The organism is Streptomyces luteolus (assembly GCF_029968015.1).
Classification (GTDB): Bacteria; Actinomycetota; Actinomycetes; order Streptomycetales; family Streptomycetaceae; genus Streptomyces; species Streptomyces luteolus.
The window spans coordinates 167,297-189,810 of sequence record NZ_JASCIS010000010.1 but is presented as its reverse complement, the minus strand read 5'-3'; the positions used below and the strand labels follow the sequence as shown (position 1 = coordinate 189,810).

Below are 22,514 nucleotides of genomic sequence, written 5' to 3'. Positions count from 1 at the left end.
TTGGTACTGGGGACTTGCTGGGTGGTGCTGGGTGTTGCAGTGGCCTCGGGGGGACCGCCGCGGCTTCGGAAGAACCACGGCGCCCCCCTCGGGGTCACGTTCCGGTGAGGTGCTCGGGACGCACGGGCGTCCTGTTGAGCTCCAGACCCGTCGCGTTCCGGATCGCCGCGAGGACGGCCGGAGTTGACGACAGGGTCGGGGCCTCACCGATACCGCGGACTCCGTACGGAGCGTTCGGGTCCGCAAGTTCCAGGTAGTCGACCGGGATGGTCGGCGTGTCGAGGATCGTGGGGAGCAGATAGTCCGTGAAGGAGGGGTTCTTCACCTTCGCGGTCTTCGGGTCGACGATGATCTCCTCCATCACCGCGACGCCCAGGCCCTGGGTGGTGCCACCCTGGATCTGGCCGATCACGGAGAGCGGGTTGACGGCCTTGCCGACGTCCTGGGCACAGGCCAGTTCGATGACCTTGACCAGGCCGAGCTCGGTGTCGACCTCCACCACCGCGCGGTGTGCGGCGAAGGAGTACTGGACATGGCCGTCGCCCTGCCCGGTGACGAGGTCGAAGGGCTGGGTGGGTCGGTGCCGCCATTCCTGCTCGACCTCCACGGCCTCGTTCTCCAGGACTTCCGCGAGGGTGGCGAGCACTTCGCCGCCGTCGGTGACGATCTTGCCGCCCTCCAGGAGGAGTTCGGCACTGGCCCACGCGGGGTGGTACGAGCCGAACTTGCGCCGGCCGATCTCCAGGACCTTCTCGCGGACGATCCCGCAGGAGTTCTTGATGGCGCCGCCGGTCATGTACGTCTGGCGGCCAGCCGAGGTCGAACCGGCCGAGCCCACCTGGGTGTCGGCGGGGGCGATGGTGACCTGCTGGACGCCGAGCTCGGTGCGGGCGATCTGCGCGTGGATGGTGACGCCGCCCTGGCCGACCTCCGCCGCGGCCGTGTGGACCGTGGCGACGGGCTCTCCGTTGATGACCTCCATGCGGATCCTGGCGGTCGAGTAGTCGTCGAAGCCCTCGGAGAAGCCGACGTTCTTGATGCCGACGGCGTATCCGATGCCGCGTACGACGCCTTCGCCGTGCGTGGTGTTGGAGAGGCCGCCGGGCAGCGCGCGGACGTCGACGCCCTCGGAGCTCTCCCACTCGCGCTCCGGCGGCAGCGGCCTGGCCTTGACGCGGCGCAGGAGTTCGGCGACCGGAGCGGGCGAGTCGACCCGCTGCCCGGTCGGCATGAGCGTGCCCTGCTCCATCGCGTTCTTCTGCCGGAACTCCACCGGGTCCATGTCCAACTCGGCGGCCAGCTTGTCCATTTGGGCCTCGTACGCGAAGCACGCCTGGACGGCGCCGAAGCCGCGCATGGCGCCGCAGGGCGGGTTGTTGGAGTAGAGGCCGATCGCCTCGATCTCGACGTCGTCCACGACGTACGGGCCGACCGAGAGGGACGAGGCGTTGCCGACGACCGAGGGCGTGGACGACATGTAGGCGCCGCCGTCGAGGACGATCTTGCACTTCATGTGCGTGAGCTTGCCGTCGCGGGTGGCGCCGTGCTCGTAGGACAGCTTCGCGGGGTGCCGGTGGACGTGCCCGAAGAAGGACTCGTACCGGTTGTAGACCATCTTCACCGGCTTGCCCGTGCGCAGGGCGAGCACGGAGGCGAGGATCTGCATCGAGATGTCCTCGCGGCCGCCGAACGCGCCGCCGACGCCCGCCATCGTCATCCGCACCTTCTCCTCGGGCAGGCCGAGGCAGGGGGCGATCTGCTGGAGGTCGGAGTGCAGCCACTGGGTGGCGACGTAGAGGTCGACGCCGCCGTCCTCGGCGGGTACGGCGAGGCCGGACTCCGGGCCGAGGAAGGCCTGGTCCTGCATGCCGAAGGTGTACTCGCCCTTGACGATCACGTCGGCCCTCTGGGCGGCCTCGGTCGCGTTGCCGCGGATGATCGGCTGGCGGTGGACGATGTTGGGGTGCGGGACGTGCGCGGCGTGGTGGTCGGCGCGGTGCTCGTGGACGAGTACGGCGTCGGGGGCGGTCGCCGAGGCCTCGTCGGTGATGAGGGGCAGCTCCCGGTACTCGACCTTGATCTTCGCGGCGGCGCGGCGCGCGGTCTCCGGGTGGTCGGCGGCCACGAGGGCGACCGGCTCACCGTGGTGGCGGACCTTGCCGTAGGCGAGGACGGGGGTGTCCTGGAACTCCATGCCGTAGTTCCTCGCGGCGGGCAGGTCCTCGTGGGTGAGGACGGCGTGGACGCCCGGCACGGTCAGGGCTTCGGCGGTGTCGATCGACACGATCTCGGCGTGCGCGACGGTGGACCGCAGGATCTGGCCCCACAGCATGTCCTCGTGCCACATGTCCGAGGAGTACGCGAACTCGCCGGTGACCTTGAGGGTTCCGTCGGGGCGCAGCGTGGACTCGCCGACGCCGCCCTTGGTCCGGGAGCCCTGGGTGACGTCGGTGGGGGCGCCCGCGGGGGACTGTGCGGTGGTTCGAGCCATGATTCGAGCCATGATCAGACCACCTCTCCCTGTCGGGCGGCGGCGAGGCGGACCGCGTCGAGGATCGTCTCGTAGCCGGTGCAGCGGCAGAGGTTTCCGGAGAGCGCCTCGCGGATGTCCGCGTCGGACGGCGAGTCGTTGCGCTCCAGGAGCTCGTCGGCCGCGACGAGCAGACCGGGGGTGCAGAAGCCGCACTGGACGGCTCCGGCGTCGATGAAGGCCTGCTGGATGGGCGCGAGGCCGGTGCCCTCGCCGGTCTGCGAGTCGGTGCCTTCGGCCCGCCAGTGCTGTGCGTCCTGGAGGGAGGTGCCGGACGTGCCGGACGTGCCCTGGCCGGAACCGCAGGCACCGGAGACCCCGGAGCCCCCGGAGGCCCCGGTGGCGCAACTGCCGTGCTCGGCACGCTGCTTGGCGAAGTCGGCGAGGCCCTCGACGGTGACGACGTCGCGGCCCTCGGCCTGACCTGCGGCGACCAGGCAGGCGCACACCGGCACACCGTCGAGGCGGACCGTGCAGGAACCGCACTCGCCCTGCTCGCAGGCGTTCTTCGAGCCGGGCAGGCCCATGCGCTCGCGCAGGACGTAGAGCAGGGACTCGCCCTCCCAGACGTCGTCGGCTTCCTGCGGACGGCCGTTGACCGTGAAGTGGACGCGCATGGTCACGCAACTCCTTCCGTGCCGCGGCTCTTGCCGCGGTACGACTCCCAGGTCCAGCCGAGGGTGCGGCGGGCCATGACGCCCACGGCGTGCCGGCGATAGCTCGCGGTGCCGCGGACGTCGTCGATCGGGTTGGCGGCGCCGGAGCAGAGCTCGGCGAACCGCTTCGCGATCGAGGGAGTGATGATCTTTCCGTTGTCCCAGAAGCCGCCCTCTTCCAGCGCGGCGTTCAGGAACTCCTCGGCCGCCTTCGCCCGGATGGGGGTCGGGGCGGCGGATCCGATGCCCGTGCGTACGGTGCGGGTCTCGGGGTGCAGGGCGATACCGAAGGCGCACACGGCGATGACCATGGCGTTCCGCGTACCCACCTTGGAGAACTGCTGCGGGCCTTCGGCCTTCTTGATGTGCACCGACTTGATCAGCTCGTCGGCCTCCAGGGCGTTGCGCTTCACGCCGGTGAAGAACGCGTCGATCGGGATCAGCCGGCTGCCGCGCGCCTGCGACTCGACCTCGACCTCGCAGTCGGCGGCGAGCAGCGCGGGGTGCGCGTCACCGGCGGGCGAGGCGGTGCCGAGGTTGCCGCCGACGCCGCCGCGGTTGCGGATCTGCGGCGAGGCCACCGTGTGCGAGGCCAGCGCGAGACCGGGCAGCTCGGCGCGGAGCTCCTCCATGATCCTGCTGTACGGGACGGAGGCGCCGAGCTGGACGGTCTTCTCGCCCACGTGCCAGTCCTGGAGCTCGCTGATGCGGTTCAGGTCCACGAGGTACTCGGGACGACGGTGGTCGAAGTTGATCTCGACCATGACATCGGTGCCGCCCGCGATCGGCACAGCCGTGGGGTGCTCGGCCTTGACGGCGAGCGCCTCCTCCCAAGTGGCGGGGCGAAGGAAGTCCATGATCGCCTCTCTTCCTCGTGGCGGGCGGTGCGGCTCTGGCGGGTGGTGCGGCTCGTGGTGGCTGGTTCGGATCGTGGCGGGTGGTGCGGTACGGGTCCTCTGAGGTTCGGTACGAGTCCTTGGAGCTGGGCCGTTCGGCGCGGGCTTCGGGCCCATCGCCCCTGGTGCCGGGCTGACTCGTTCATGTTCTGTTAACGCGGAATAGCGTTAGTACACCGCTCTACGACCTCCGGGTGTCAGTCACCGAAACCATGAAGGAGTTGGCTGGTGACCCAGCCCATCTTGTAGATTCGTATGAAAGACGGGGCTCGGAGATCTCACTCTTTCCAGCTGACACCCGTCCGAAGATCAACGACAAGTTCGAGACAGGATCGGCGGCGAACAGATGCGGCTGCGCGCATTGCTGGAGACCGACGCGCTGGGGCTGCGGCTGCTCGGCGGCGAGGACGAGCTGGACCGGACGGTCCGCGGCGTCATGACCACCGACCTGCGGGACCCGAGCCGGTACCTCTCCGGCGGCGAGCTGGTCCTCACGGGTATGGCCTGGCGCAAGGAGCCCGCCGACTCGGAGCCCTTCGTGCGCATCCTCGCCTCGGCGGGCGTGGCCGCGCTCGCCGCGGGCGAGGCCGAATTCGGCGCCGTGCCCGAGGACTTGGTCGCCGCGTGCACGCAGCACCGGCTCCCCCTCTTCGCGGTCAACGAGCGCGTCGCCTTCGCCACGATCACCGAGCACGTGGTCCGGCAGGTCTCCGGCGAGCGGGCGGGCGACCTGGCCGCGGTCGTGGACCGGCACCGCCGCCTGATGACCTCAGGACCGGCGGGCGGCGGCCCGGACGTGGTCCTCGACCTGCTCGGCTCCGACCTGGACCTGCGGGCCTGGGTGCTCTCCCCCACCGGCCGGCCCATCGCCGGTTCCGGCGGCGCGGGCTCCGCGCTGCCCGCGCCGGTCTGCGCCGCCCTGGCCGCCGAGCACCTCGCCGCCTCCCGTACGGGCCGCAGGGGCCCGCACCGCGTGGCCATCGGCGGGGGCGGCACGACGTACTCGCTGTTCCCCATCCGCAGCAGCGGCCGCGGCACGGGGACGGCGGCGGCGCGGGACGTACGCGAGACGGTCCTGTCGGACTGGTTCCTCGCCGTCGAGGCCGACGCGGGCGACTGGCCGGAGGAGCGGCTCGACCTGCTTCAGGGCGTCACCCAGCTGATCGCCGTCGAGCGCGACCGCCGCGACGCGGCCCGTACGGTACGCCGCCGCCTCGCCCAGGAGGTCCTGGAGCTGGTCCAGACGGGCGCGGCGCCCGCCGAGATCGCCGCCCGCCTGCGGGTCGCGGCGCCCGTGCTGCTGCCCGGCCTGGGCGCGGCCCCGCACTGGCAGGTCGTGGTGGCCCGGGTCGAGTGGGAGGGCGGGGACATCGAGGGCGGCCCGGTCGCCCAGTCGCTCCTGGAGGAGATCCTGGTCGACCCGAACGCGGCCGGGCCCGAGCCCTCCGACCGGATCGCCGTCGCGCACACGGGCGACGAGGCGATCGCCCTCGTACCGCTGCCCGCGGTCGCCGCGGACCATGACGGCGCGGAGCCGGGGCTGCTTGCCGATTCCCTCCTGGAGACGGTCCGCGACCCGCTGTCCGGCGGCCTCGACGGCGACGGCCGGCTCACCCTCGGCGTCAGCGCATCCGTGCACTCGGCGGAGGGCCTGCGCGGCGCCCTGGAGGAGGCCCGGCACGCCCGCCGGGTCGCCGCTGCCCGCCCCGGGCGCGTCTGCGCGGCCGGCCACCAGGAGCTGGCGTCCCACGTCCTGCTCCTGCCGTTCGTGCCGGACGACGTGCGGCGCGCGTTCACGGCCCGCCTGCTCGATCCTCTCCGGGACTACGACCGCCGCCACCGTGCGGAGCTCATCCCCACCCTGGAGGCGTTCCTCGACAGCGACGGCTCCTGGACCCGCTGCGCGACCCGCCTCCACCTGCACGTGAACACGCTGCGCTACCGGGTGGGGCGCATCGAGCAGTTGACGGGGCGTGATCTTTCGCGGCTTGAGGACAAGTTGGACTTCTTCTTGGCTCTGCGGATGAGCTGAGGCCGGGAGGGGCTGCCCCCTGGGGGCTCCGCCCCCGGACCCCCGCTCCTCAAGCGCCGGAGGGGCTGGATTTGCCGTCGTCCGGCTGCCGCGCCGTCGTGGCTGGTCGCGCCCACGCGGCGGAGCCGCAAATGTCACAGCCCCGCGCCCCTAAAAAACCAGCCCCTCCGGCGTTTGAGGAGCGGGGGTCCGGGGGCTGGCCCCCGTGCCGACGGCAGTCTTTCGGGAAGGGGCGGGGAGGGGAAACATCCCCGGAGCGGGCCGCCAGAACCGCGAGACGGAAGAGACTTTCCGTGATACGGAAGCCGTCCGTTTGTGAATTCCTTCACCTACCCCCTTGGCGCCCCGCGGCAATCCATGCTGAGATGCACGCCACAGCTCAATGACGCGCTCCGGGGAGGGGAATGTGGCGGACACCGCCATGTCTGGTTCTGGTTCCGTGTCCACACCCGCACCCGGCGGCCCCGCCCCCGGCGCCCGGGCCTCCGCAGTGCAGAACGCGGTGTGGCGCCTGCGCTCCCGAGGCTGCTGGACCGACGCGGCGGCCCTGCTCGAACCCGACCCCGGCCCAGCCGCCGCACTCCAGCGCACCGCACTCCTCGTGGAGCGCTGCCTCTTCACCGAACAGGGCTGGAGCGACGCCGAGGACGCCCTGCGCGCCGCGGAAGCCCTCGCCGGTACGGACGACGAACGCGGCGCCGCGGCCTGCGAGCGCGGTCAACTCGCCTACGCCGCAACGGTCCTGGGCGTCCGCGACCGTTCCGACGAGGCCCGTGTCGCCCTCAGCCGCGCCGCCGCCCTGATCGCACCGGGCGCCCCGGCCCGCCCCCTGCTCGACTACCGGCGCGGCCTGATCGCCGAACACCTCGCCGACTCCCCCCAGGCCGCCCGCGCCGCCTACCGCCGCGCCCACGCCGGCGCCACCGCAAACGACGACCAGCTGCTGCTCTCCTCCACCTGGCGCCACCTCGCCGGACTCGCCCTGCGCGACGGCGAGTTGGCCGAGGCCCGGCACGGCTTCGCGGAGTCGCTCCGGATCCGCGAAGAACTCGGCTTCCTCGTCGGCACGGCCCCCGCGCTCACGTCGCTCGCCGAGGCCGAGACGGAGCCCGAGGCCACCCGTCTGCGCGCCGAGGCCGCCCGGCTCTACCGGCTGCTCGGCAACGTACCGACCTGGCTCGCCGCCCGGTTGACCCCACCCGCACCGGCGGCCTGAGGGCGGCCGACCAAGGGGTGAGCGGCCGCACAGGGGAGGCTCCGAGCAGGGCAGACTCTCCCCCATGAACTACCTCGAACAGCACTTCGGCCTCGGCGGACGGACGGCCCTCGTCACCGGCGGCAGCTCCGGTATCGGGCGGGCCATCGCCCACGCGCTCGCCGGAGCCGGAGCCCGGGTCGTCCTGATGGCCCGTCGGGAAGAGCAGCTGAAGGAAGCCGCCGATGAGATCAACTCCCTGGGGCTGCAAGCCAGTTGGGTGAGCGCCAACCTCGGCGACCGGGACGCGCTGCACGCCGCCGCCGACCGCGCGGCCGAGGCGTACGGCGAGCCCGACATCCTCGTCACCTCGGCCGGTGTCAACCTGCGGCCCCCGCTCGACGAGCTGAGCGAGCGGGACTGGGACGTCACCATGGCGGTCAACCTCGACGCCCCGTTCCTGCTCGGGCAGCGCTTCGGGCCGAAGATGGCCGAGCGCGGCTGGGGCCGTATCGTCCACCTCGCCTCGCAGCAGTCGATCCGCGCCTTCGGCAACAGCGGCGCGTACGGCGTCTCCAAGGCCGCGATCTGCGCCCTGACCCGCTCTCAGGCGGAGGCCTGGGCGTCACACGGGGTGAGCGTGAACGCCATCGCGCCGGGATTCGTCCGTACGCCACTGAGCGAGCCCGCGTTCGAAGTGCCGGGCCGGGCCGAGGAGTTGGCCGCGCGCACCCTGGCCGGACGCAACGGCGAAGCAGAGGACTGCGCGGGGGCGGCGGTGTTCCTGGCGAGCGAGGCGGCCCGCTACGTGCACGGTCAGACACTGTTCGTGGACGGCGGGTTCTCCGCCCACTAGGCCGGTGTCCCCGATCGGACGTGCGGCGAGCGAGGCCCCCCGGCCTGACGCTGCCGGAGCGTGCCCGGGTGCGCCTCCCGGCCGGAGGCTGAGGGAGTCACGGCGGTCGGGCTCACCGCGCCTGGGTGAAGTGCTCCCGCACCAACTCCCCCACCACCGCGAGGTCCTGGGCCACCAGGGCGTCGAGGAGCGCGGTGTGCTCCGCCGCGTCGGCCACCAGGTCGGCGCGGCGGTGGTGCACGGGGCCGGAGACCAGCGGCCACTGCGAGCGGCGGTGCAGGTCGTCGGCGATCAGGAGGAGCTGCTGGTTGCCGTCGAGCGAGAGGATCGCGCGGTGGAAGGCGCGGTCGGCGTCGACGTAGGCCGCGAGGTCGCCGCGCGCCGCGGCCACCGAGGTCTCCTCGGCGAGCGGACGCAGCTCGGACCACCGCTCCGCGGGCTCGCTGCGGGCAAGCCGCAGCATCACCGGAACCTCCAACAGGGCCCGTATCTCGGCGAGTTCGGCCAGTTCGCGCGGGCTGCGCTCGGCGACCCGGAAGCCCCGGTTGGGGACGACCTCGACGGCGCCCTCGTGGGCGAGCCGCTGCATCGCCTCGCGCACCGGGGTCGCCGAGACGCCGAACCGCTCGCCGAGGACCGGCGCCGAGTACACCTCGCCGGGCGCCAGCTCACCGCTCACGAGCGCCGCGCGCAGCGCGTCGAGCACCTGCCCGCGCACCGAGTGCCGCCGCACCTGCCGCGCGGCCCCCGTCCGGGTGTCCTCTCCGCGCGCCTGCTCCGGTACGCGCCCGTGCGGCACCGGGGATCGACCGGTGGACCGCGGTCCGGCCTGCTCCACTCGGGTCCTCCTCGGTGCGGTGTACGGGTCGGGCGCCGGGTCGGCGCGCAAAGGTGTGGCCATGCAACACCTCGCGGGAGCCTATGCGGGTGGGGCCGCAGTTCAAACCTCGGATCGGTCGGGTAAGGTAAGGCTTACCTGCAAACGATCGCTAGAAATCGGTGGTCCCGCATGCTCCTGCCCGCCCTGGCCCCAGGCGCCGTACGACCGGGCCCCTCGCCCGTCGCGGAAGCGTACGCCCGCCTGACGGAGGTCTTTCCGGGGCTGCGGTTCCAGGAGCTCCAGGCGGACGAGCAGGCCCCGCAGGACGGCGGCTGGGTGGCCGCGGCCCGGCTCGCGGAGGGCGGGGCGGACCTCGACGCGTTCCTCGCGTGGGACAACGCCCAGATCCTGCGGGACTACAAGCAGCAGGCCCGCCCGGACGTCATCGCCAGCTTCGGCCTGCACCGGTACGCGTGGCCGGCCTGCCTGTTGATCACCGTGCCGTGGTTCCTGCTGCGCCGGGTGCCGCGGTTCCCCGTGGCGAATGTCACCTTCCAGCGCTCGCTCGGCCGGATGGCCGTGCGCGTCACGGACTTCGCCTGCCTGCCGGACGACCCGGCCGCCGGCTCTCCGGGCGCCCGGGTCGTGCCCGACGAGGAGGCGCTGCGCGGAGAGGTCCGGGCGGCGGTCGCCGAGCACCTCGGTCCGGTACTCGACGGCTTCCGGCCGCGGATGCGGCGCGGCCCGCGCGCCCTGTGGGGCATGGCGACCGACGAGATCGTCGAGGGCCTCTGGTACGTGGCGCACCTCCTCGGCGAGGAGCACCGCGCCATGACGGAGCTGGAGCAGCTCCTTCCGGGCACCACGAAGCCGTACGTCGGAGCGGCCGCGTTCCGTGAGCTGACGGGTCCGAACGGCGAGGCGCTGCCCACCAGGGACCGGGCCAGCTGCTGCCTCTTCTACACGCTGCGCCCCGAGGACACCTGCGTCACCTGCCCGCGCACCTGCGACGCGCAGCGCGTGGAGCGTCTGACCGCGGCGGCGGCCGGCTGACCGAGCGGACCCGCGGCGGCATCACCGGTGATCGCCGGGGCCGCGTGTGCTCTCACTTCCCCGACGAACCGAACGGCGTGCCACCGTTGCCCTGGAGGCGTTCCAGGTCGCCGGCTCGTACCTGGATGACCAGGAGGGCGATCAGGGCGGCGAGGACCGCGAGGACGGCGGCGACGATGAACGCGCTGGAGACACCCGCCGCGAGGACGCGGTCGCCCCAGGGCGCCGGGAGGTCCCCGGTCCTCTCGAACGCGAGCCGCTGGGCCGGGCTCGCCTCCGCCATGAACCGGGGGATCTGATCTGCGGCCTCGTTGCGGCTGGCCGTACCGAAGACCGTGACCAGGATGGACAGGCCGAGCGAACCGCCCACCTGCTGGGTGGCGTTGAGGACTCCGGAGGCGGCTCCCGCCTCCTGCGGTGCCACACCCGACACCGCCATCAGCGTCAGCGACACGAACTGCATCCCCATGCCGAAGCCGAAGACCAGCATGGGGCCGAGCAGGCTCCCCGCGTAGGTGCTGTCGACGTCGGTCAGCGTGAGCCAGCCGAACCCCACCGCCGCCAGGGTCGCGCCCGCGACCATGAAGGGCTTCGGCCCCCATCTGGGCAGCAACTGGGAGGCGAGTCCCGCGCCCATCGCGATGATCGCGCTCACCGGCAGGAAGGCGAGACCGGCCCGTAGCGGGCTGAAGTGCAGCACGTTCTGCACGAAGAGGGTCAGGAAGAAGAACATCCCGAACATCGCCGCGGCCAGGCTCAGCATCATCCCGTACGTGCCCGCGCGGTTGCGGTCGCGGAACATCCACAGGGGCGTGATCGGCTGCTTCGACCGACGTTCGATCGCGAGGAACACGGCGAGGAGTGCGACAGCCACGCCGAAGGCCGCGAGGGTCACCCCGTCGCGCCAGCCGTCCGAGGCGGCGCGGATGAAGCCGTAGACGAGCGACACCATGCCCGCGGTGGAGGTGAGCGCGCCGAGGAGGTCGAAGTGGCCCGGGTGCCGTTCGGACTCCCGGATGTGGCGGGGCGTCCCCAGCGCGATCAGCAGGCCGATGGGCACGTTGACGAAGAGGACCCAGCGCCAGTCGAGCCACTCCACGAGCATTCCGCCCGCGAGCAGACCGATCGCGCTGCCACCCGCCGAGACGGCGGCGAAGACGCCGAACGCCCGGTTCCGCTCAGGGCCTTCGCGGAACGTCGTGGTGATCAGGGCGAGCGCGGTCGGGGAGGCGATGGCACCGCCGACGCCCTGCAGCGAGCGCGCCGCGAGCAGTTGCCAGGACTCCTGCGAGAGGCCGCCGAGCAGCGAGGCGAGGACGAAGATCAGGATGCCGGTGGTGAAGACTCTCCGGCGGCCCAGAATGTCGCCGAGCCGCCCGCCGAGGAGCAGCAGACCGCCGAAGGTCAGGGTGTAGGCGCTGACCACCCAGGACAGGTTCTCGGTGGAGAAGTCCAGCGAGGTCTGAATGTGCGGGAGGGCGATGTTCACGATGGTGATGTCGAGGACCACCATCAGCTGACACGAGGCGATGACGAGGAGTGCGACACCACCGCCGCGGCCCCGCTCCGGGGATTCGGCAGCCGTCCGCACGGGTGTGGAGTCGGAGTCCGCCATCGGATTGCTTGCTGCTCGGGGATTGCTTGCTGCTCGGGGATTGCTTGCAGCTCAGGGATTGCTTGCAGCTCAGGGGTTGTTTGCAGCTCGACGTCAGCGGTGAACGGGAGCGCTCACCCCATCGACGGTAGTACTGGGCCCGCGGCGCCGCGAGTCGATCAAGGCGCGCCTGGCGGTCGGGCGGTCCGGCTGGACGACGGCGCCGCACCCTCCGGCGACACCCTTCGCACCCGCCCCGGCACACCTGACTCTTCGAACTCAACTCGGCACGCTCGACGGCCAGTTCGAGGACGTGTCCCCCATCCGCGCCGTGCCGCGGCCTCATTTCCCCCTCTTGCCCCGAAAGCGCTTGGGCGACTTTCCGGTTGAGCCAATATGGCGCCGAAACGCGCTGATGCGACGCAAGGGACCCCAGATGAGAATGACCGACATATCGCTGGACTGGCTGCTTCCCGGCGGCGTGCTGCTCCTGGGCCTGCTCGCGGCGTTGGCGGTGGTCGCACGCGGGAAGCGGGCCGGGGAGAAGGCGGCCGCCGAGGACTCCTGGGAACGCAGCGAAGAGCGCCGTCGGCGCAAGGAGGCCGTGTACGGAACGGCCTCGTACGTACTCCTCTTCTGCTGTGCGGCGGTGGCCGCGGCCCTGTCGTTCCACGGGCTCGTGGGCTTCGGACGGCAGAACCTCAGCCTCTCCGGGGGCTGGGAGTACCTGGTGCCGTTCGGCCTGGACGGTGCCGCGATGTTCTGCTCGGTGCTCGCGGTGCGCGAGGCCAGCCACGGGGACGCGGCGCTCGGCTCGCGCCTGCTCGTGTGGACGTTCGCGGGCGCCGCGGCCTGGTTCAACTGGGTGCACGCCCCGCGCGGCCTCGGTCACGACGGCGCCCCGCAGTTCTTCGCCGGCATGTCGCTCAGCGCGGCGGTCCTCTTCGACCGTGCCCTGAAGCAGACCCGCCGGGCCGCCCTGCGCGAACAGGGCCTCGTACCAAGGCCGTTGCCGCAGATCCGGGTGGTGCGCTGGCTGCGTGCGCCGCGCGAGACCTTCGGCGCGTGGTCGCTGATGCTCCTTGAGGGCGTACGCAGCCTGGACGAGGCGGTCGAGGAAGTGCGGGACGAGCGCAAGCAGAAGACGGAGAACCGGCAGCACCGGCGCGAGCAGGAGAAGCTGGAGCGGGCCCACCTCAAGGCGGTCAGCCGGGGCCAGCGGACCCTGACGGGCAAGATCGGCCGGCTCGACACCCGCGAGCCGCAGCCCCAGGCCGCCGCGCTCACCGGCCAGACCCCGCAGGCCGTGCTCCCCGCGCAGAGCCAGCCGCCCGCGGTGGCGGCGGGCTCGGGCGAGCGGGTCGGCCAGAGCACGCAGAGCGGGCAGGCGGGCGGCCCGGACCCTGCCATAGCGGCGGAACAGCTGCCCGTACGATCCAGACCCTCGATGCAGGCGGTGAACGGGGCTGAGGCGGGCGCGGCCGCGGAGCCCGCCGACCTCACCGTGGAGGACGACGCGCAGACGCTGCCGCGCCTCGACTCCCTTGAGCAGAAGCTCAAGGACCTGGAGCAGCAGTTCGGTTGAGTGTGCGCGCGGGTCTCATCCTTGCGTGGGCGGAGGGTTCAGGCGAGCCCTCCGTCCAGCTCGAACCACACCGCCTTTCCGCCGTCCTGGGTGCGCACGCCCCAGGAGTCGGCCAGTGACTGGACGAGGAGCAGGCCTCTGCCGCCCGTACCGTCGTCGGCGTGCGGTACCCGCGGTGTCGGCCTGTTCCTGACGAAGTCCCTGACCTCGACCCGCAGCCGGTGCGCGCGCACCGTGGCGGTCAGGACCGCGTCGTCGTCGGTGTGCACCAGTGCGTTGGTGACGATCTCGCTGGTGAGCAGCTCGGCCACGTCCGTGCGCTCCGGCTTGCCCCAGTGCAGCAGCAACTCCCGCAGCGCGCGCCGGACTTCGGACACCTCCCGCAGGTCCGCGCGCCCCAGTCTGCGGTGCAGCCGCGCCGGATCCCCCACCGCCGTGGCGCTGCTCCCTGGCCCGACCGTGCTTTCTTGTGCGTGGCTTGTCATGACCCCCGCCCGTAGGCTGTCGGCTCTTCCCCTTCATGGACATCTCACGTCGAACACGTACACGGTGATGCATGCCCCCGCCCGGAAAGCGGCACGCCTGTCGATTCCCCGCACTGTGGCGGGGGCCTAAAGACGCGGTACGTTGCGCAGGTTGGACCGTGCCATCTGCAGCATCCGCCCCACTCCGCCGTCGAGCACGATCTTGCTCGCCGAGAGGGCGAACCCCGTCACCATCTCGGCGCTGATCTTCGGCGGGATCGACAGCGCGTTGGGATCGGTCACCACATCCACCAGCGCCGGACCCTTGTGCCTGAAGGCGTCCTTCAGCGCGCCCGCGAGCTGCTTGGGCTTCTCCACCCGTACGCCGTACGCCCCGCAGGCCCGCGCCACGGCCGCGAAGTCCGGGTTGTTGTTCCCGGTGCCGTACGAGGGGAGTCCGGCCACCAGCATCTCCAACTCGACCATGCCGAGCGAGGAGTTGTTGAACAGCACGACCTTCACCGGCAGGTCGTGCTGGACGAGGGTGAGGAAGTCGCCCATCAGCATCGAGAAGCCGCCGTCGCCGGACATCGACACGACCTGCCGGCCGCGGTCCACGAACTGGGCGCCGATGGCCTGCGGCAGCGCGTTCGCCATCGAGCCGTGCGAGAACGAGCCGATGACGCGGCGCTTCCCGTTGGGCGAGAGATAGCGGGCCGCCCACACATTGCACATGCCGGTGTCGACGGTGAACACCGCGTCGTCGTCGGCCAGTTCGTCCAGGACGGACGCCACGTACTCGGGGTGGATCGGGACGTGCTTCTCGACCTTGCGGGTGTACGCCTTGACGACCCCCTCCAGCGCCTCGGCGTGCTTCTTCAGCATCTTGTCGAGGAACCGCCGGTCCGACTTCGGCCTCACCCGGGGTGTCAGACAGCGCAGCGTCTCGCGTACGTCGCCCCACACCGCGAGGTCCAGCTTCGAGCGCCGGCCGAGGTGCTGGGGGCGCACATCGACCTGGACGATCTTCACGTCGTCGGGCAGGAACGCGTTGTACGGGAAGTCCGTGCCGAGCAGGATCAGCAGATCGCACTCGTGGGTGGCCTCGTACGCGGCACCGTAGCCGAGCAGTCCGCTCATGCCGACGTCGTACGGGTTGTCGTACTGGATCCACTCCTTGCCGCGCAGCGCGTGCCCCACCGGGGACTTGACGGCCTCGGCGAACTCCATGACCTCCTGGTGCGCGCCGGCGGTACCGCTGCCGCAGAAGAGGGTGATGCGGTCGGCCTCGTCGATCAGGTCGACCAGCTTGTCGATCTCCGAATCACCAGGGCGCACGCTGGGCCGCTCGGTGACGAGGGCCTGCTCGGGGGCCTTCTCCGGGGCGGGCTCGGACGCCACGTCGCCCGGGAGCGCCACGACGCTGACGCCGCCCTGGCCGACGGCGTGCTGGATCGCGGTCTGCAGCAGCCGGGGCATCTGCTTCGGGCTGGAGATCAGCTCGCTGTAGTGGCTGCACTCGCGGAACAGCCGGTCGGGGTGGGTCTCCTGGAAGAAGCTGAGGCCGATCTCGCTCGACGGGATCTGCGAGGCGAGGGCGAGGACCGGGGCCATGGAGCGGTGCGCGTCGTACAGGCCGTTGATGAGGTGCAGGTTGCCGGGGCCGCAGGAGCCCGCGCAGGCGGCGAGCTTGCCGGTGATCTGGGCTTCCGCGCCCGCGGCGAAGGCGGCGGTCTCCTCGTGCCGCACCTGGACCCAGTCGATGTCGCCGGTGCGGCGGATGGCGTCGACGACCGGGTTGAGGCTGTCCCCGACGACTCCGTACAGGCGCCGCACGCCCGCGCGGACGAGGATGTCGACGAACTGCTCGGCGACGTTCTGCTTGGGCATGGGTGCACCTTTCTGCGTGGCTGGTGCGTTCATCCACTCACGGTGGGCGGGGGCGCGCCTGTTGTAGTCCCCTCCCCGCCCCTTCCCGATAGCCTGCGGCAGCTTCGGGGCTCCGCCCCGGACCCCGCTCCTCAAGCGCCGGAGGGGCTGATTTTTGCCGGTCTGGGCTCAATTTTGAGCCCCTCCGGCGATTGAGGACAGTTCAGGCCTCCCACAACCCGCAGGCCGTGCGGTCGTCCGCGTACCCCTTTGCCCGGACCTGTACGTCCGCGAGGAACTCCGTGAGCCCGGGCGGCTCGGGGGCGGACCAGTGGTGGAGGAGGTGCGCGGCGAGGGCGGGCTCCCCGCGCAGGGGTTCCGCGAGGCCCCCGCTGCACAGCAGCAGCCGGTCTCCGGGGCGGGCCACGGAGGCCCGGAAGCGGAAGGGCTCGGGCGCCGGACGTACCGCCCGCTGGTACGGGCTCGGCGGTGTCGCGATGCCGAGGTCCATGGTGAGCCGGTCCCCCTCCGCGGACTCCTCGGGCGCGGACCGCAGCGAGCCGAAGCCGACCACCGCTTCCCCGACCACCTCCGTGACCTGCGGCTCGATGTCCGTCCAGGACCCGTCCCTGAGCCGGAAGAGGCCGCCTCCGCCAACGCCGAAGTACACCCGCGTGCGGCACTCGGGATCGGCCGGTACGAGCAGACAGCGCAGCGTCGTCGCGCTGTACTCCTCGGGCTCAAGGCCCTGTTCGGCGGCGGCCGCGCGGAGCTTGCCGAGGCTGCGGGCGGTGAGCCGGTGCAGCCCGGACTTGAGGTCGCCGCGGCGGCCCGCGCGGATGTCGTCGGCGAGCCGGGCGTGGCTGCGGCCCACGGCGCGGCCGATCCACTGGCAGGCGTCGGCGGCGGCGAGGTGCGCGGCGGGCGCGGTACGGGCGCCGGTGGCGAGGGCGACGAGGACGAGCCCGCCGTCGCCGCTGCCGAAGCGGGCCGTGAGCAGGGCGTCGCGGCGCGGCTCGCCGCGGTAGCGGGCGGAGTCGCCGCGTACGGACGCGGCGCGCAGCGTGCACGTGCCGTACCGGGCGCCGTCGAGCACGGTGTCCGCGACGAGCCCGGCGAGGGCGTCGGGGTCGGCGGGCGGCAGCGCGGTGGGGTCGGCCTCGTACGTCGGCGGCCCGTCCCCGACGTACGCGACTCCCGGCCGTACGGCGGCATCGGGCGCGGTACGGGCGGCGGGGACGCCGATGGCGGGAGGGGCGGCGGGTGTGTCCGGGTCCGGGTGGTCTTCCAGGCCCGGGCCCGGGATCGCCGGAGGTTCGGGAGACGGTTCGGTGTCGCGGCGGGCCGGGCCGAACGTGGTCGGCACGGGCGCGGGCGCCGGGCCCGCCGCGGGGTCCGCCGGGGGTTCCCACGGGGCGCGCAGCGGCGCGTACGGCACGGCGTCGGCGGCGGGCGGCCTTGGCGCGAGGGCGCCCGCCGCGCCGGGTGCGGGTGCGGATGCGGGTGCGGATGCGGGTGCGGATGCGGATGCGGATGCGGGTGCGGGACGTGCCGTGCCGGTCCCGTCGGACGGGTGCGAGGTCAGCCGCTCCCTACCGCCGCCGAGCGTGTCCGTGGCGGAGGCGAAGCGGTCGTCCAGGGTGTCCGGGGCCGGGGCGGGACCGGTGTCCTCGGTGGCCTCGTCGTACAGCTGACCCCACCAGTCGTCGCCCTGGCCGGAGTTGCCTCTCTGCCTGTCCCCCTGCTGGCTCATGCCCTTATTGTCCACAGGACGGGCGCCCCGAAAACGGCGCTTGACGGAAATACCGCCGCGGCGGGCACCGATCCGACGGTCCGGGTCAACTCCCGTACGCCATGGGGCACATGCGTACGAAAGAGACCCGCCGGGCGGCCCCACCCCCCACGGGAAGGACGCCCGGCGGGCCGGTCGGTCGTGGTGGCCGCGCGCCGCCGCACGGTGAGACCCGGGGGCACGGATGCGCCCGGATCGCGGCGGGCGGGCCACACACGCCGCCGGTTTCTGCCGGACACCCCCCTGGCCTGCGCTCCTTGGAGCCGCCCCCGGCTCCGGCAACCGGTGGCGACACCTTGGCAGAGAGGTGGGGGGTACGGGGATGATGTTGGGCGGCGGGTTTGCGCCGTGGCCGGTTTCCGCCACGCGGGGGGGGGCGCGCCGCCGAGCAGCGCCGGAACCCTTTCGCGGGGCCCGGCTCAGGGGTGACCGAGCGGCCGATCGTCGTACGACCGGTCGTCGTACGGCAGTTACGGCAGTTACGGCAGTTACGGCAGTTACGGCAGTTACGGCAGTGGGGAGGGGCAGCGGCCCATGTTGGGTGCCATAGGTCTGGACGACGTGCAGGAGTCGGCGTACCGCGCGCTGGTGTCGCTCGGTGCCGCCGAGGTGGCCGACCTCGCCGCCAGGATCGGGCTCGGGGAGAGCGACACGGAGCGGGCGGTGCGCCGGCTCGAACAGCAGGGGCTCGCGGCGCAGTCCTCGGCGCGGGCCGGCCGCTGGGTGGCGGCCCCGCCCGGGGTGGCGCTCGGGGCGCTCCTCACGCAGCAGCGGCACGAGCTGGAGCAGGCGGAGCTGGCGGCGGTCCTCCTCGCGGAGGAGTACCGCGCACAGGCCACCGAGCCCAGCGCGCACGACCTGGTCGAGGTGGTGACCGGCGCGGGCGCCGTCGCCCAGCGCTTCCTGCAACTCCAGCTGGGCGCGAGCCGCGAGGTGTGCGCCCTGGTCACCGGTCGCCCGGCCGTCGTGGCCGGGACTGACAACGATGCCGAGGAGCAGGCGGCGGAGCGCGGCGTGCGGTACCGCGTGGTGGTGGAGCGGGACGTGCTCTCGCTGCCGAACGGACTGCTGGAGATGTCGGCGGCGCTCGGCCGGGACGAGCAGGTCCGGATCGTCGACCGGGTCCCCACGAAGCTGGTGGTGGCCGACGGTCAGCTCGCGATGGTGCCGCTGACGTCCCGTACGGCCGGCCGCCCGTCCGAACCGGCCGCGCTTGTCGTGCACGCGAGCGGGCTCCTCGAATCGCTGACCGGCCTCTTCGAGGCGGTGTGGGAGCAGGCGCTGCCGCTGCGCCTGGGCGAGGGCGGCACGGTCACGGAGACCGGCCCGGGCGAACCCGACGGCACGGACCTGGAGATCCTCTCCCTGCTCCTGGCCGGCCTGACCGACGCCAGCGTCGCCAAGCAGCTCGACCTCGGCCTGCGCACGGTCCAGCGCCGCGTGAAGGGCCTCATGGGATTGGCGGGCGTGACGACGCGGCTGCAGCTGGGGTGGCATGCGTACGAGCGGGGGTCCGGGGGCGGAGCGCCCGGTAGTCCTGCACGCTGGGCAGATGGGCGTGTGGGAGCTGCTGCTGGTCGGGGCGGTGCTGCTGCTCGGCCTCTGCGGCGTGCTGATCCCGGGCGTGCCCGGATCGCTCCTGGTGTGGGGCGGGGTGGCGTGGTGGGCGCTGCTCGACCAGTCGGGGGTGGCTTGGGGCCTGCTCGTCGGGGCGACGGCCCTGCTGCTCCTGCAGCAAGCGATCCGCTGGCGGCTGCCCCAGCGCCGCATCCAGGGCGTGGGCATCACCCGCCGCATGGTGGTGTGCGCGGGCCTCGGCGCGCTGGTGGGGTTCGTCGTCGTCCCGGTGATCGGCTCGGTGCCGGGCTTCATCGGCGGCGTCTACCTCACGGAACGCCTCCGCCTCGGCAGCCACGGCGCGGCCTGGTCGTCGACCCGTGCGGCGATGCGGGCCATCGGCACGAGCGTCCTGGTGGAACTCTTCGCGTGCCTGCTGAGCGTGGGGGCGTGGGTGGGGGTGCTGATCTGGGGCTGAGGTCCAAGTCCCCCGCCCGTCGGAGGACCCGGCTCCCGCTCCGTACGTCCGGCACGGGTTCCCGCTCCGTACGTCCGGCACGGGTCCCCGCTCCGTACGTCCGGCACGGATCAGAGCACGCCCTCAAGGCCGAGCAGCTGCCGCTTCCGCTCCAGGCCGCCCGCGTACCCCGTGAGCGACCCGTCCGCGCCGATGACGCGGTGGCAGGGGCGGACGATCAGGAGGGGGTTGGCCCCGATGGCTCCGCCGACCGCCCGAACCGCGGCGCGGGAGGCTCCGATCGTGGCCGCGAGTGCGCCGTAGCTGGTCGTGGCGCCGTACGGGACCGCCTCCAGGGCCGCCCACACGCGCTCCCTGAACTCCGTGCCCTCGGTGCGGAACGTCAGGTGGAACTCCTTCAACTCCCCGGCGAAGTAGGCCCGCAGCTGCTCTGTCGCCTCGGTGAACGCGGCGGGGTCGCGGCGCCAGTCCGCCTGGACCGTGCGGCCGCCCTTCTGGCCGGGGACGGAGAGCGAGCTGAGCGCGCCCGAGCCGTCCCCGGTGAGAAGCAGCTCGCCGAGCGGGCTGTCGAAGGTGGTGTAGTACGTGGTCGTCACGGCTGCTCCAGGTCGGAGGTGAAGGCGGAAGCGGAGGCTGAAGTGGAAGCGGAAGCAGGAGTCGGGATGGGTGTGCGGTCGGGGACCGGCTGCGACTCTCCGTCGGCCCACAGGTGTTGGAGGGCGTACGAGCGCCACGGGCGCCAGGCGTCGCGGGCCGGGCGGCCCGGCACGGCCACGTCGGGGTCGCCGAGGGCGCGCATCCGGATGTAGGCCGCCGTGGCCGCGTCCACCCCGGGCACCGCGCGCAGCGCCTGCTCGGCGTCGTCGCGGTCGGCGCCGGTGTCGAGGCGTACGGAACCGTCCTCAAGCGCGGCCGCCAGCGGCAGGTGTGCCGCGAGCACCTTCGGCTCGGGGAAGACATGGGTGAGCGCCCCACAAGGCACATCGAGCGGCCGACCGTGCTCGGCGACAAGCCGCGCGGCCTCCGCACTCCCGACGACCGCGCGGACGGCGCACTCCTCCGCGTCGGCGGCGCCCGGCGAGCGAAGGCCGGGGCGGGCGGCGACGAGCGCGGCGAGCTCGGGTTCGGCGCCGAGGCGTTCGTCGACGGCCTGCGGGTCGGCGTCGAGGTCGAACAGGCGGCGCAGGCGCTGCACGGCGGTGGTCAGGTCGCGCAGGTCGGTGAGGTGCAGCCGGGCGTCGAACCAGGGCCCGGCCGCCGCCTCGTCGACGGCGACGATGCCCTGGCCGTGCGGGAGCCGCAGCGTACGCCGGTAGGTGCGGGCGCCCGGCGGGCCGGTCAACTCCTCGATGCCGGCGACCACTTCGGCCGCGAGCCGCTCGAAGATCGCCGGGCGGTGGTACGGCTCGCGGTACGCGAGGCGCAACGGCACACCGGCGAGGTGGCCGGGGCCATCGGCGGGCGGTACGTCCGCCGGGGCCGCCGGGGCGGGCGGCAGCTTCGTGGCCGCCTCGGCGCGCAGGGCGGTGGGGGTGCGGGCGTAGATCTGCCGGATCGTCTCGTTGAACTGCCGCACGCTCGCGAAGCCCGCCGCGAACGCGATGTCGGTGACGGGCAGCCGCGTCGTCTGCAGCAGCAGCCGCGCGGTGTGCGCGCGCTGCGCGCGGGCGAGCGCGACCGGGCCCGCGCCCACCTCGGCGGTGAGCTGGCGCTGCACCTGCCGCGCGCTGTAGCCGAGCCGCAGGGCGAGGCCGGGAACGCCTTCGCGGTCCACGACGCCGTCGCCGATCATGCGCATGGCGCGGCCCACGACGTCGGCCCGTACGTTCCACTCGGCGGAGCCGGGGACCGCGTCGGGGCGGCAGCGGCGGCAGGCGCGGTAGCCCTGGCCCTGGGCGGCTGCGGCCGTCGGGTAGAAGTGGACGTTCTTCCGCTTCGGGGTGACGGCGGGGCAGCTGGGCCGGCAGTAGATGCCGGTGGTCTCGACGGCGAAGAAGAACTCCCCGTCGAAGCGGGCATCGCGGCTGCGCACCGCCTCGTATCCGGTCTCTTCATCGATCACGGGTCCAGTGTGCGCCTCGGCCTCACACGGCGGCTGGCGGTATTCGGACACGACGTTCGGGGTACGGGTGCGTTGGTTCGGGGGTGTCGGTGCGTTGATCCGACTTTGCTTTTGACGTAAAGAGCGGGCAAAGTGACCGGGCAAAGTGGCGCAGACTCACCGGGGCGCCGTCGCCCGTGGTCCCTGCCCACCGACCCCGCGCGCGTGCGGGCGAGGCCGGTGGGCGACACTGAGTGCCGCTGAGTACCGGACCTTGCCGGTGAGTACCAGCCTTGCCAGCCGTTGTCAGTCGTTGCCAGAACAGGACCTGCCATGTCTGCTTCCGTCCGCCCCCAGCGGCGCCGTCTCGCCGCCCTCTGCGCGGGCACCGCGCTCCTCGCCCTCTCCGCCACCGCCTGCGGTTTCGAGGACCAGGCCGCGGTCGGCGTCGTGACGTACACGCCCGTCGCCGCCGCTCCGGCCGAGGGCCACGGCGAAGCCGGTGAGGGTGGCCACGGCGAGGCCGCGAAGGACGAGCAGGCCGGTCACGGCGAGGAGGCCGCGCAGGAGGGCCACGGCGAGGAGGCCGAGGGCGGCGCCGGCGGTCACGGCGAGGAGGCTGCCGCTGCGGGCGGCCACGGCGAGGAGGCCGAGGGCGTCTCCGAGACCAACCCGAGCATCAAGGGCTGCCACGTGATGAAGGGCGGCGCGGGCAAGGTCGAGAACCACACGATGACGGACATGACCGTGTACGTGGGCACGGACTGCACCGGCGAGTCCAAGTACCTCGGCAGCAAGCGCACCGGCGACATCGCGCCGGAGGCCGACGCCTGGCACAGCTACCGCTTCGTCCAGTAGCCGCCCGGTAACGCGTTCCAGGAGAAGTGAAACGGGCCCGCCGGCCAGGCCGCCACAGCCGGCCGACGGGCCCTCTCCCCGGTGCCCGGCCAGGCACCGGCCCCTTCGGGTACGGGTTTCGCGCCCCGTACTCGAAGTCCTTCCGGTACAGGTTTCGCGCCCCGTACTCGAAGTCCTTCCGGTACGGGTTCGTGCCCGTACCCGAAAGTCCTTCCGGTACGGGTTTCGCGCCCGTACC

At 72.8% G+C, this 22,514-nt stretch carries 17 protein-coding genes and 1 pseudogene; 8 read left to right on the top strand and 10 right to left on the bottom strand.

The features are described 5' to 3' along the window. Positions 1-94: 94 nt before the first annotated feature. The 3 genes from pucD to QIT00_RS12695 are packed head-to-tail and all read right to left on the bottom strand — an operon-like array spanning position 95 to position 4,043. Entirely contained in the window at positions 95-2,491 is a 2,397-nt protein-coding gene (pucD, locus tag QIT00_RS12705; protein ID WP_282535306.1) for a xanthine dehydrogenase subunit D, read from the bottom strand. A gap of 14 nt (positions 2,492-2,505) precedes the next feature. Continuing rightward, complete coding sequence (locus QIT00_RS12700) at positions 2,506-3,147, bottom strand: (2Fe-2S)-binding protein (RefSeq protein ID WP_282535335.1); 642 nt, start codon at positions 3,145-3,147, stop codon at positions 2,506-2,508. A 2-nt stretch (positions 3,148-3,149) separates the two neighbouring features. Then, positions 3,150-4,043 carry an FAD binding domain-containing protein gene (locus QIT00_RS12695; protein ID WP_282535305.1) on the bottom strand — a complete coding sequence of 298 codons (894 nt, stop codon included), beginning with the start codon at positions 4,041-4,043 and terminating at the stop codon, positions 3,150-3,152. Positions 4,044-4,428: 385 nt separating this feature from the next. On the opposite strand from QIT00_RS12695, the gene QIT00_RS12690 reads away from it, so the two are divergent. The 3 genes from QIT00_RS12690 (at position 4,429) to QIT00_RS12680 (ending at position 8,165) form a co-directional block, all read left to right on the top strand. Then, the gene (locus tag QIT00_RS12690) at positions 4,429-6,114 is read left to right on the top strand and encodes a PucR family transcriptional regulator (RefSeq protein ID WP_282535304.1); all 1,686 of its coding nucleotides are present in this window, start codon (positions 4,429-4,431) and stop codon (positions 6,112-6,114) included. A 406-nt stretch (positions 6,115-6,520) separates the two neighbouring features. Next, positions 6,521-7,330 (top strand): hypothetical protein, encoded by an 810-nt coding sequence (locus tag QIT00_RS12685; RefSeq protein ID WP_408909763.1) that lies wholly within the window; start codon positions 6,521-6,523, stop codon positions 7,328-7,330. A 64-nt stretch (positions 7,331-7,394) separates the two neighbouring features. Beyond that, positions 7,395-8,165, top strand: a complete 771-nt coding sequence (locus tag QIT00_RS12680; protein ID WP_282535302.1) for an SDR family NAD(P)-dependent oxidoreductase — start codon at positions 7,395-7,397, stop codon at positions 8,163-8,165. Between the two features lie 112 nt (positions 8,166-8,277). On the opposite strand, the gene QIT00_RS12675 is transcribed toward QIT00_RS12680, so the two are convergent. Beyond that, positions 8,278-9,003, bottom strand: a complete 726-nt coding sequence (locus QIT00_RS12675; RefSeq protein WP_408909765.1) for a GntR family transcriptional regulator — start codon at positions 9,001-9,003, stop codon at positions 8,278-8,280. Between the two features lie 171 nt (positions 9,004-9,174). On the opposite strand from QIT00_RS12675, the gene QIT00_RS12670 reads away from it, so the two are divergent. After that, on the top strand, positions 9,175-10,038 hold the full coding sequence (locus tag QIT00_RS12670; RefSeq protein ID WP_282535300.1) for a (2Fe-2S)-binding protein: 864 nt from the start codon (positions 9,175-9,177) through the stop codon (positions 10,036-10,038). 52 nt (positions 10,039-10,090) lie between these two features. Here QIT00_RS12670 and QIT00_RS12665 read toward each other — a convergent pair whose 3' ends face one another. Next, positions 10,091-11,653, bottom strand: coding sequence for an MFS transporter (locus QIT00_RS12665; protein WP_282535299.1), 1,563 nt, complete (start codon positions 11,651-11,653; stop codon positions 10,091-10,093). A 415-nt stretch (positions 11,654-12,068) separates the two neighbouring features. On the opposite strand from QIT00_RS12665, the gene QIT00_RS12660 reads away from it, so the two are divergent. Further along, positions 12,069-13,217, top strand: coding sequence for a DUF2637 domain-containing protein (locus tag QIT00_RS12660; RefSeq protein WP_282535298.1), 1,149 nt, complete (start codon positions 12,069-12,071; stop codon positions 13,215-13,217). A gap of 38 nt (positions 13,218-13,255) precedes the next feature. On the opposite strand, the gene QIT00_RS12655 is transcribed toward QIT00_RS12660, so the two are convergent. The 3 genes from QIT00_RS12655 to QIT00_RS12645 all read right to left on the bottom strand — a co-directional run bounded on the left by QIT00_RS12655 (position 13,256) and on the right by QIT00_RS12645 (position 17,303). Continuing rightward, positions 13,256-13,702, bottom strand: a complete 447-nt coding sequence (locus tag QIT00_RS12655) for an ATP-binding protein (RefSeq protein ID WP_282535297.1) — start codon at positions 13,700-13,702, stop codon at positions 13,256-13,258. Positions 13,703-13,828: 126 nt separating this feature from the next. Beyond that, complete coding sequence (locus QIT00_RS12650; protein WP_282535296.1) at positions 13,829-15,571, bottom strand: pyruvate dehydrogenase; 1,743 nt, start codon at positions 15,569-15,571, stop codon at positions 13,829-13,831. 202 nt (positions 15,572-15,773) lie between these two features. Beyond that, positions 15,774-17,303, bottom strand: coding sequence for a protein phosphatase 2C domain-containing protein (locus QIT00_RS12645; RefSeq protein ID WP_282535295.1), 1,530 nt, complete (start codon positions 17,301-17,303; stop codon positions 15,774-15,776). Between the two features lie 573 nt (positions 17,304-17,876). Between QIT00_RS12645 and QIT00_RS12640 the strand changes: the two are divergent. Beyond that, a pseudogene (locus QIT00_RS12640) lies at positions 17,877-18,854 on the top strand (helix-turn-helix domain-containing protein); the annotation flags it as partial. 40 nt (positions 18,855-18,894) lie between these two features. Continuing rightward, positions 18,895-19,377: a DUF456 domain-containing protein gene (locus tag QIT00_RS12635; RefSeq protein ID WP_282535294.1), complete on the top strand. Its 483-nt coding sequence runs from the start codon at positions 18,895-18,897 to the stop codon at positions 19,375-19,377. A 110-nt stretch (positions 19,378-19,487) separates the two neighbouring features. Here the strand turns inward: QIT00_RS12635 and QIT00_RS12630 are convergent, their stop codons facing one another. Both QIT00_RS12630 and QIT00_RS12625 read right to left on the bottom strand, forming a co-directional pair. Beyond that, on the bottom strand, positions 19,488-19,973 hold the full coding sequence (locus QIT00_RS12630; RefSeq protein WP_282535293.1) for a methylated-DNA--[protein]-cysteine S-methyltransferase: 486 nt from the start codon (positions 19,971-19,973) through the stop codon (positions 19,488-19,490). Then, positions 19,970-21,436: a DNA-3-methyladenine glycosylase 2 family protein gene (locus tag QIT00_RS12625; protein WP_282535334.1), complete on the bottom strand. Its 1,467-nt coding sequence runs from the start codon at positions 21,434-21,436 to the stop codon at positions 19,970-19,972. Before QIT00_RS12625 ends, QIT00_RS12630 begins: the two co-directional genes overlap by 4 nt. A 315-nt stretch (positions 21,437-21,751) precedes the next feature. On the opposite strand from QIT00_RS12625, the gene QIT00_RS12620 reads away from it, so the two are divergent. Further along, positions 21,752-22,276 (top strand): hypothetical protein, encoded by a 525-nt coding sequence (locus tag QIT00_RS12620; protein WP_282535292.1) that lies wholly within the window; start codon positions 21,752-21,754, stop codon positions 22,274-22,276. Positions 22,277-22,514 lie beyond the last annotated feature (238 nt).

Coding starts and splice junctions, on each gene's coding strand:
- QIT00_RS12680 (WP_282535302.1), top strand. CDS start 7,395: ATGAACTACCTCGAACAGCACTTCGGCCTCGGCGGACGGACGGCCCTC.
- pucD (WP_282535306.1), bottom strand. CDS start 2,491: ATGGCTCGAACCACCGCACAGTCCCCCGCGGGCGCCCCCACCGACGTC.
- QIT00_RS12645 (WP_282535295.1), bottom strand. CDS start 17,303: ATGAGCCAGCAGGGGGACAGGCAGAGAGGCAACTCCGGCCAGGGCGAC.
- QIT00_RS12670 (WP_282535300.1), top strand. CDS start 9,175: ATGCTCCTGCCCGCCCTGGCCCCAGGCGCCGTACGACCGGGCCCCTCG.
- QIT00_RS12690 (WP_282535304.1), top strand. CDS start 4,429: ATGCGGCTGCGCGCATTGCTGGAGACCGACGCGCTGGGGCTGCGGCTG.
- QIT00_RS12660 (WP_282535298.1), top strand. CDS start 12,069: ATGAGAATGACCGACATATCGCTGGACTGGCTGCTTCCCGGCGGCGTG.
- QIT00_RS12650 (WP_282535296.1), bottom strand. CDS start 15,571: ATGCCCAAGCAGAACGTCGCCGAGCAGTTCGTCGACATCCTCGTCCGC.
- QIT00_RS12655 (WP_282535297.1), bottom strand. CDS start 13,702: ATGACAAGCCACGCACAAGAAAGCACGGTCGGGCCAGGGAGCAGCGCC.
- QIT00_RS12700 (WP_282535335.1), bottom strand. CDS start 3,147: ATGCGCGTCCACTTCACGGTCAACGGCCGTCCGCAGGAAGCCGACGAC.
- QIT00_RS12665 (WP_282535299.1), bottom strand. CDS start 11,653: ATGGCGGACTCCGACTCCACACCCGTGCGGACGGCTGCCGAATCCCCG.
- QIT00_RS12695 (WP_282535305.1), bottom strand. CDS start 4,043: ATGGACTTCCTTCGCCCCGCCACTTGGGAGGAGGCGCTCGCCGTCAAG.
- QIT00_RS12635 (WP_282535294.1), top strand. CDS start 18,895: ATGGGCGTGTGGGAGCTGCTGCTGGTCGGGGCGGTGCTGCTGCTCGGC.
- QIT00_RS12620 (WP_282535292.1), top strand. CDS start 21,752: ATGTCTGCTTCCGTCCGCCCCCAGCGGCGCCGTCTCGCCGCCCTCTGC.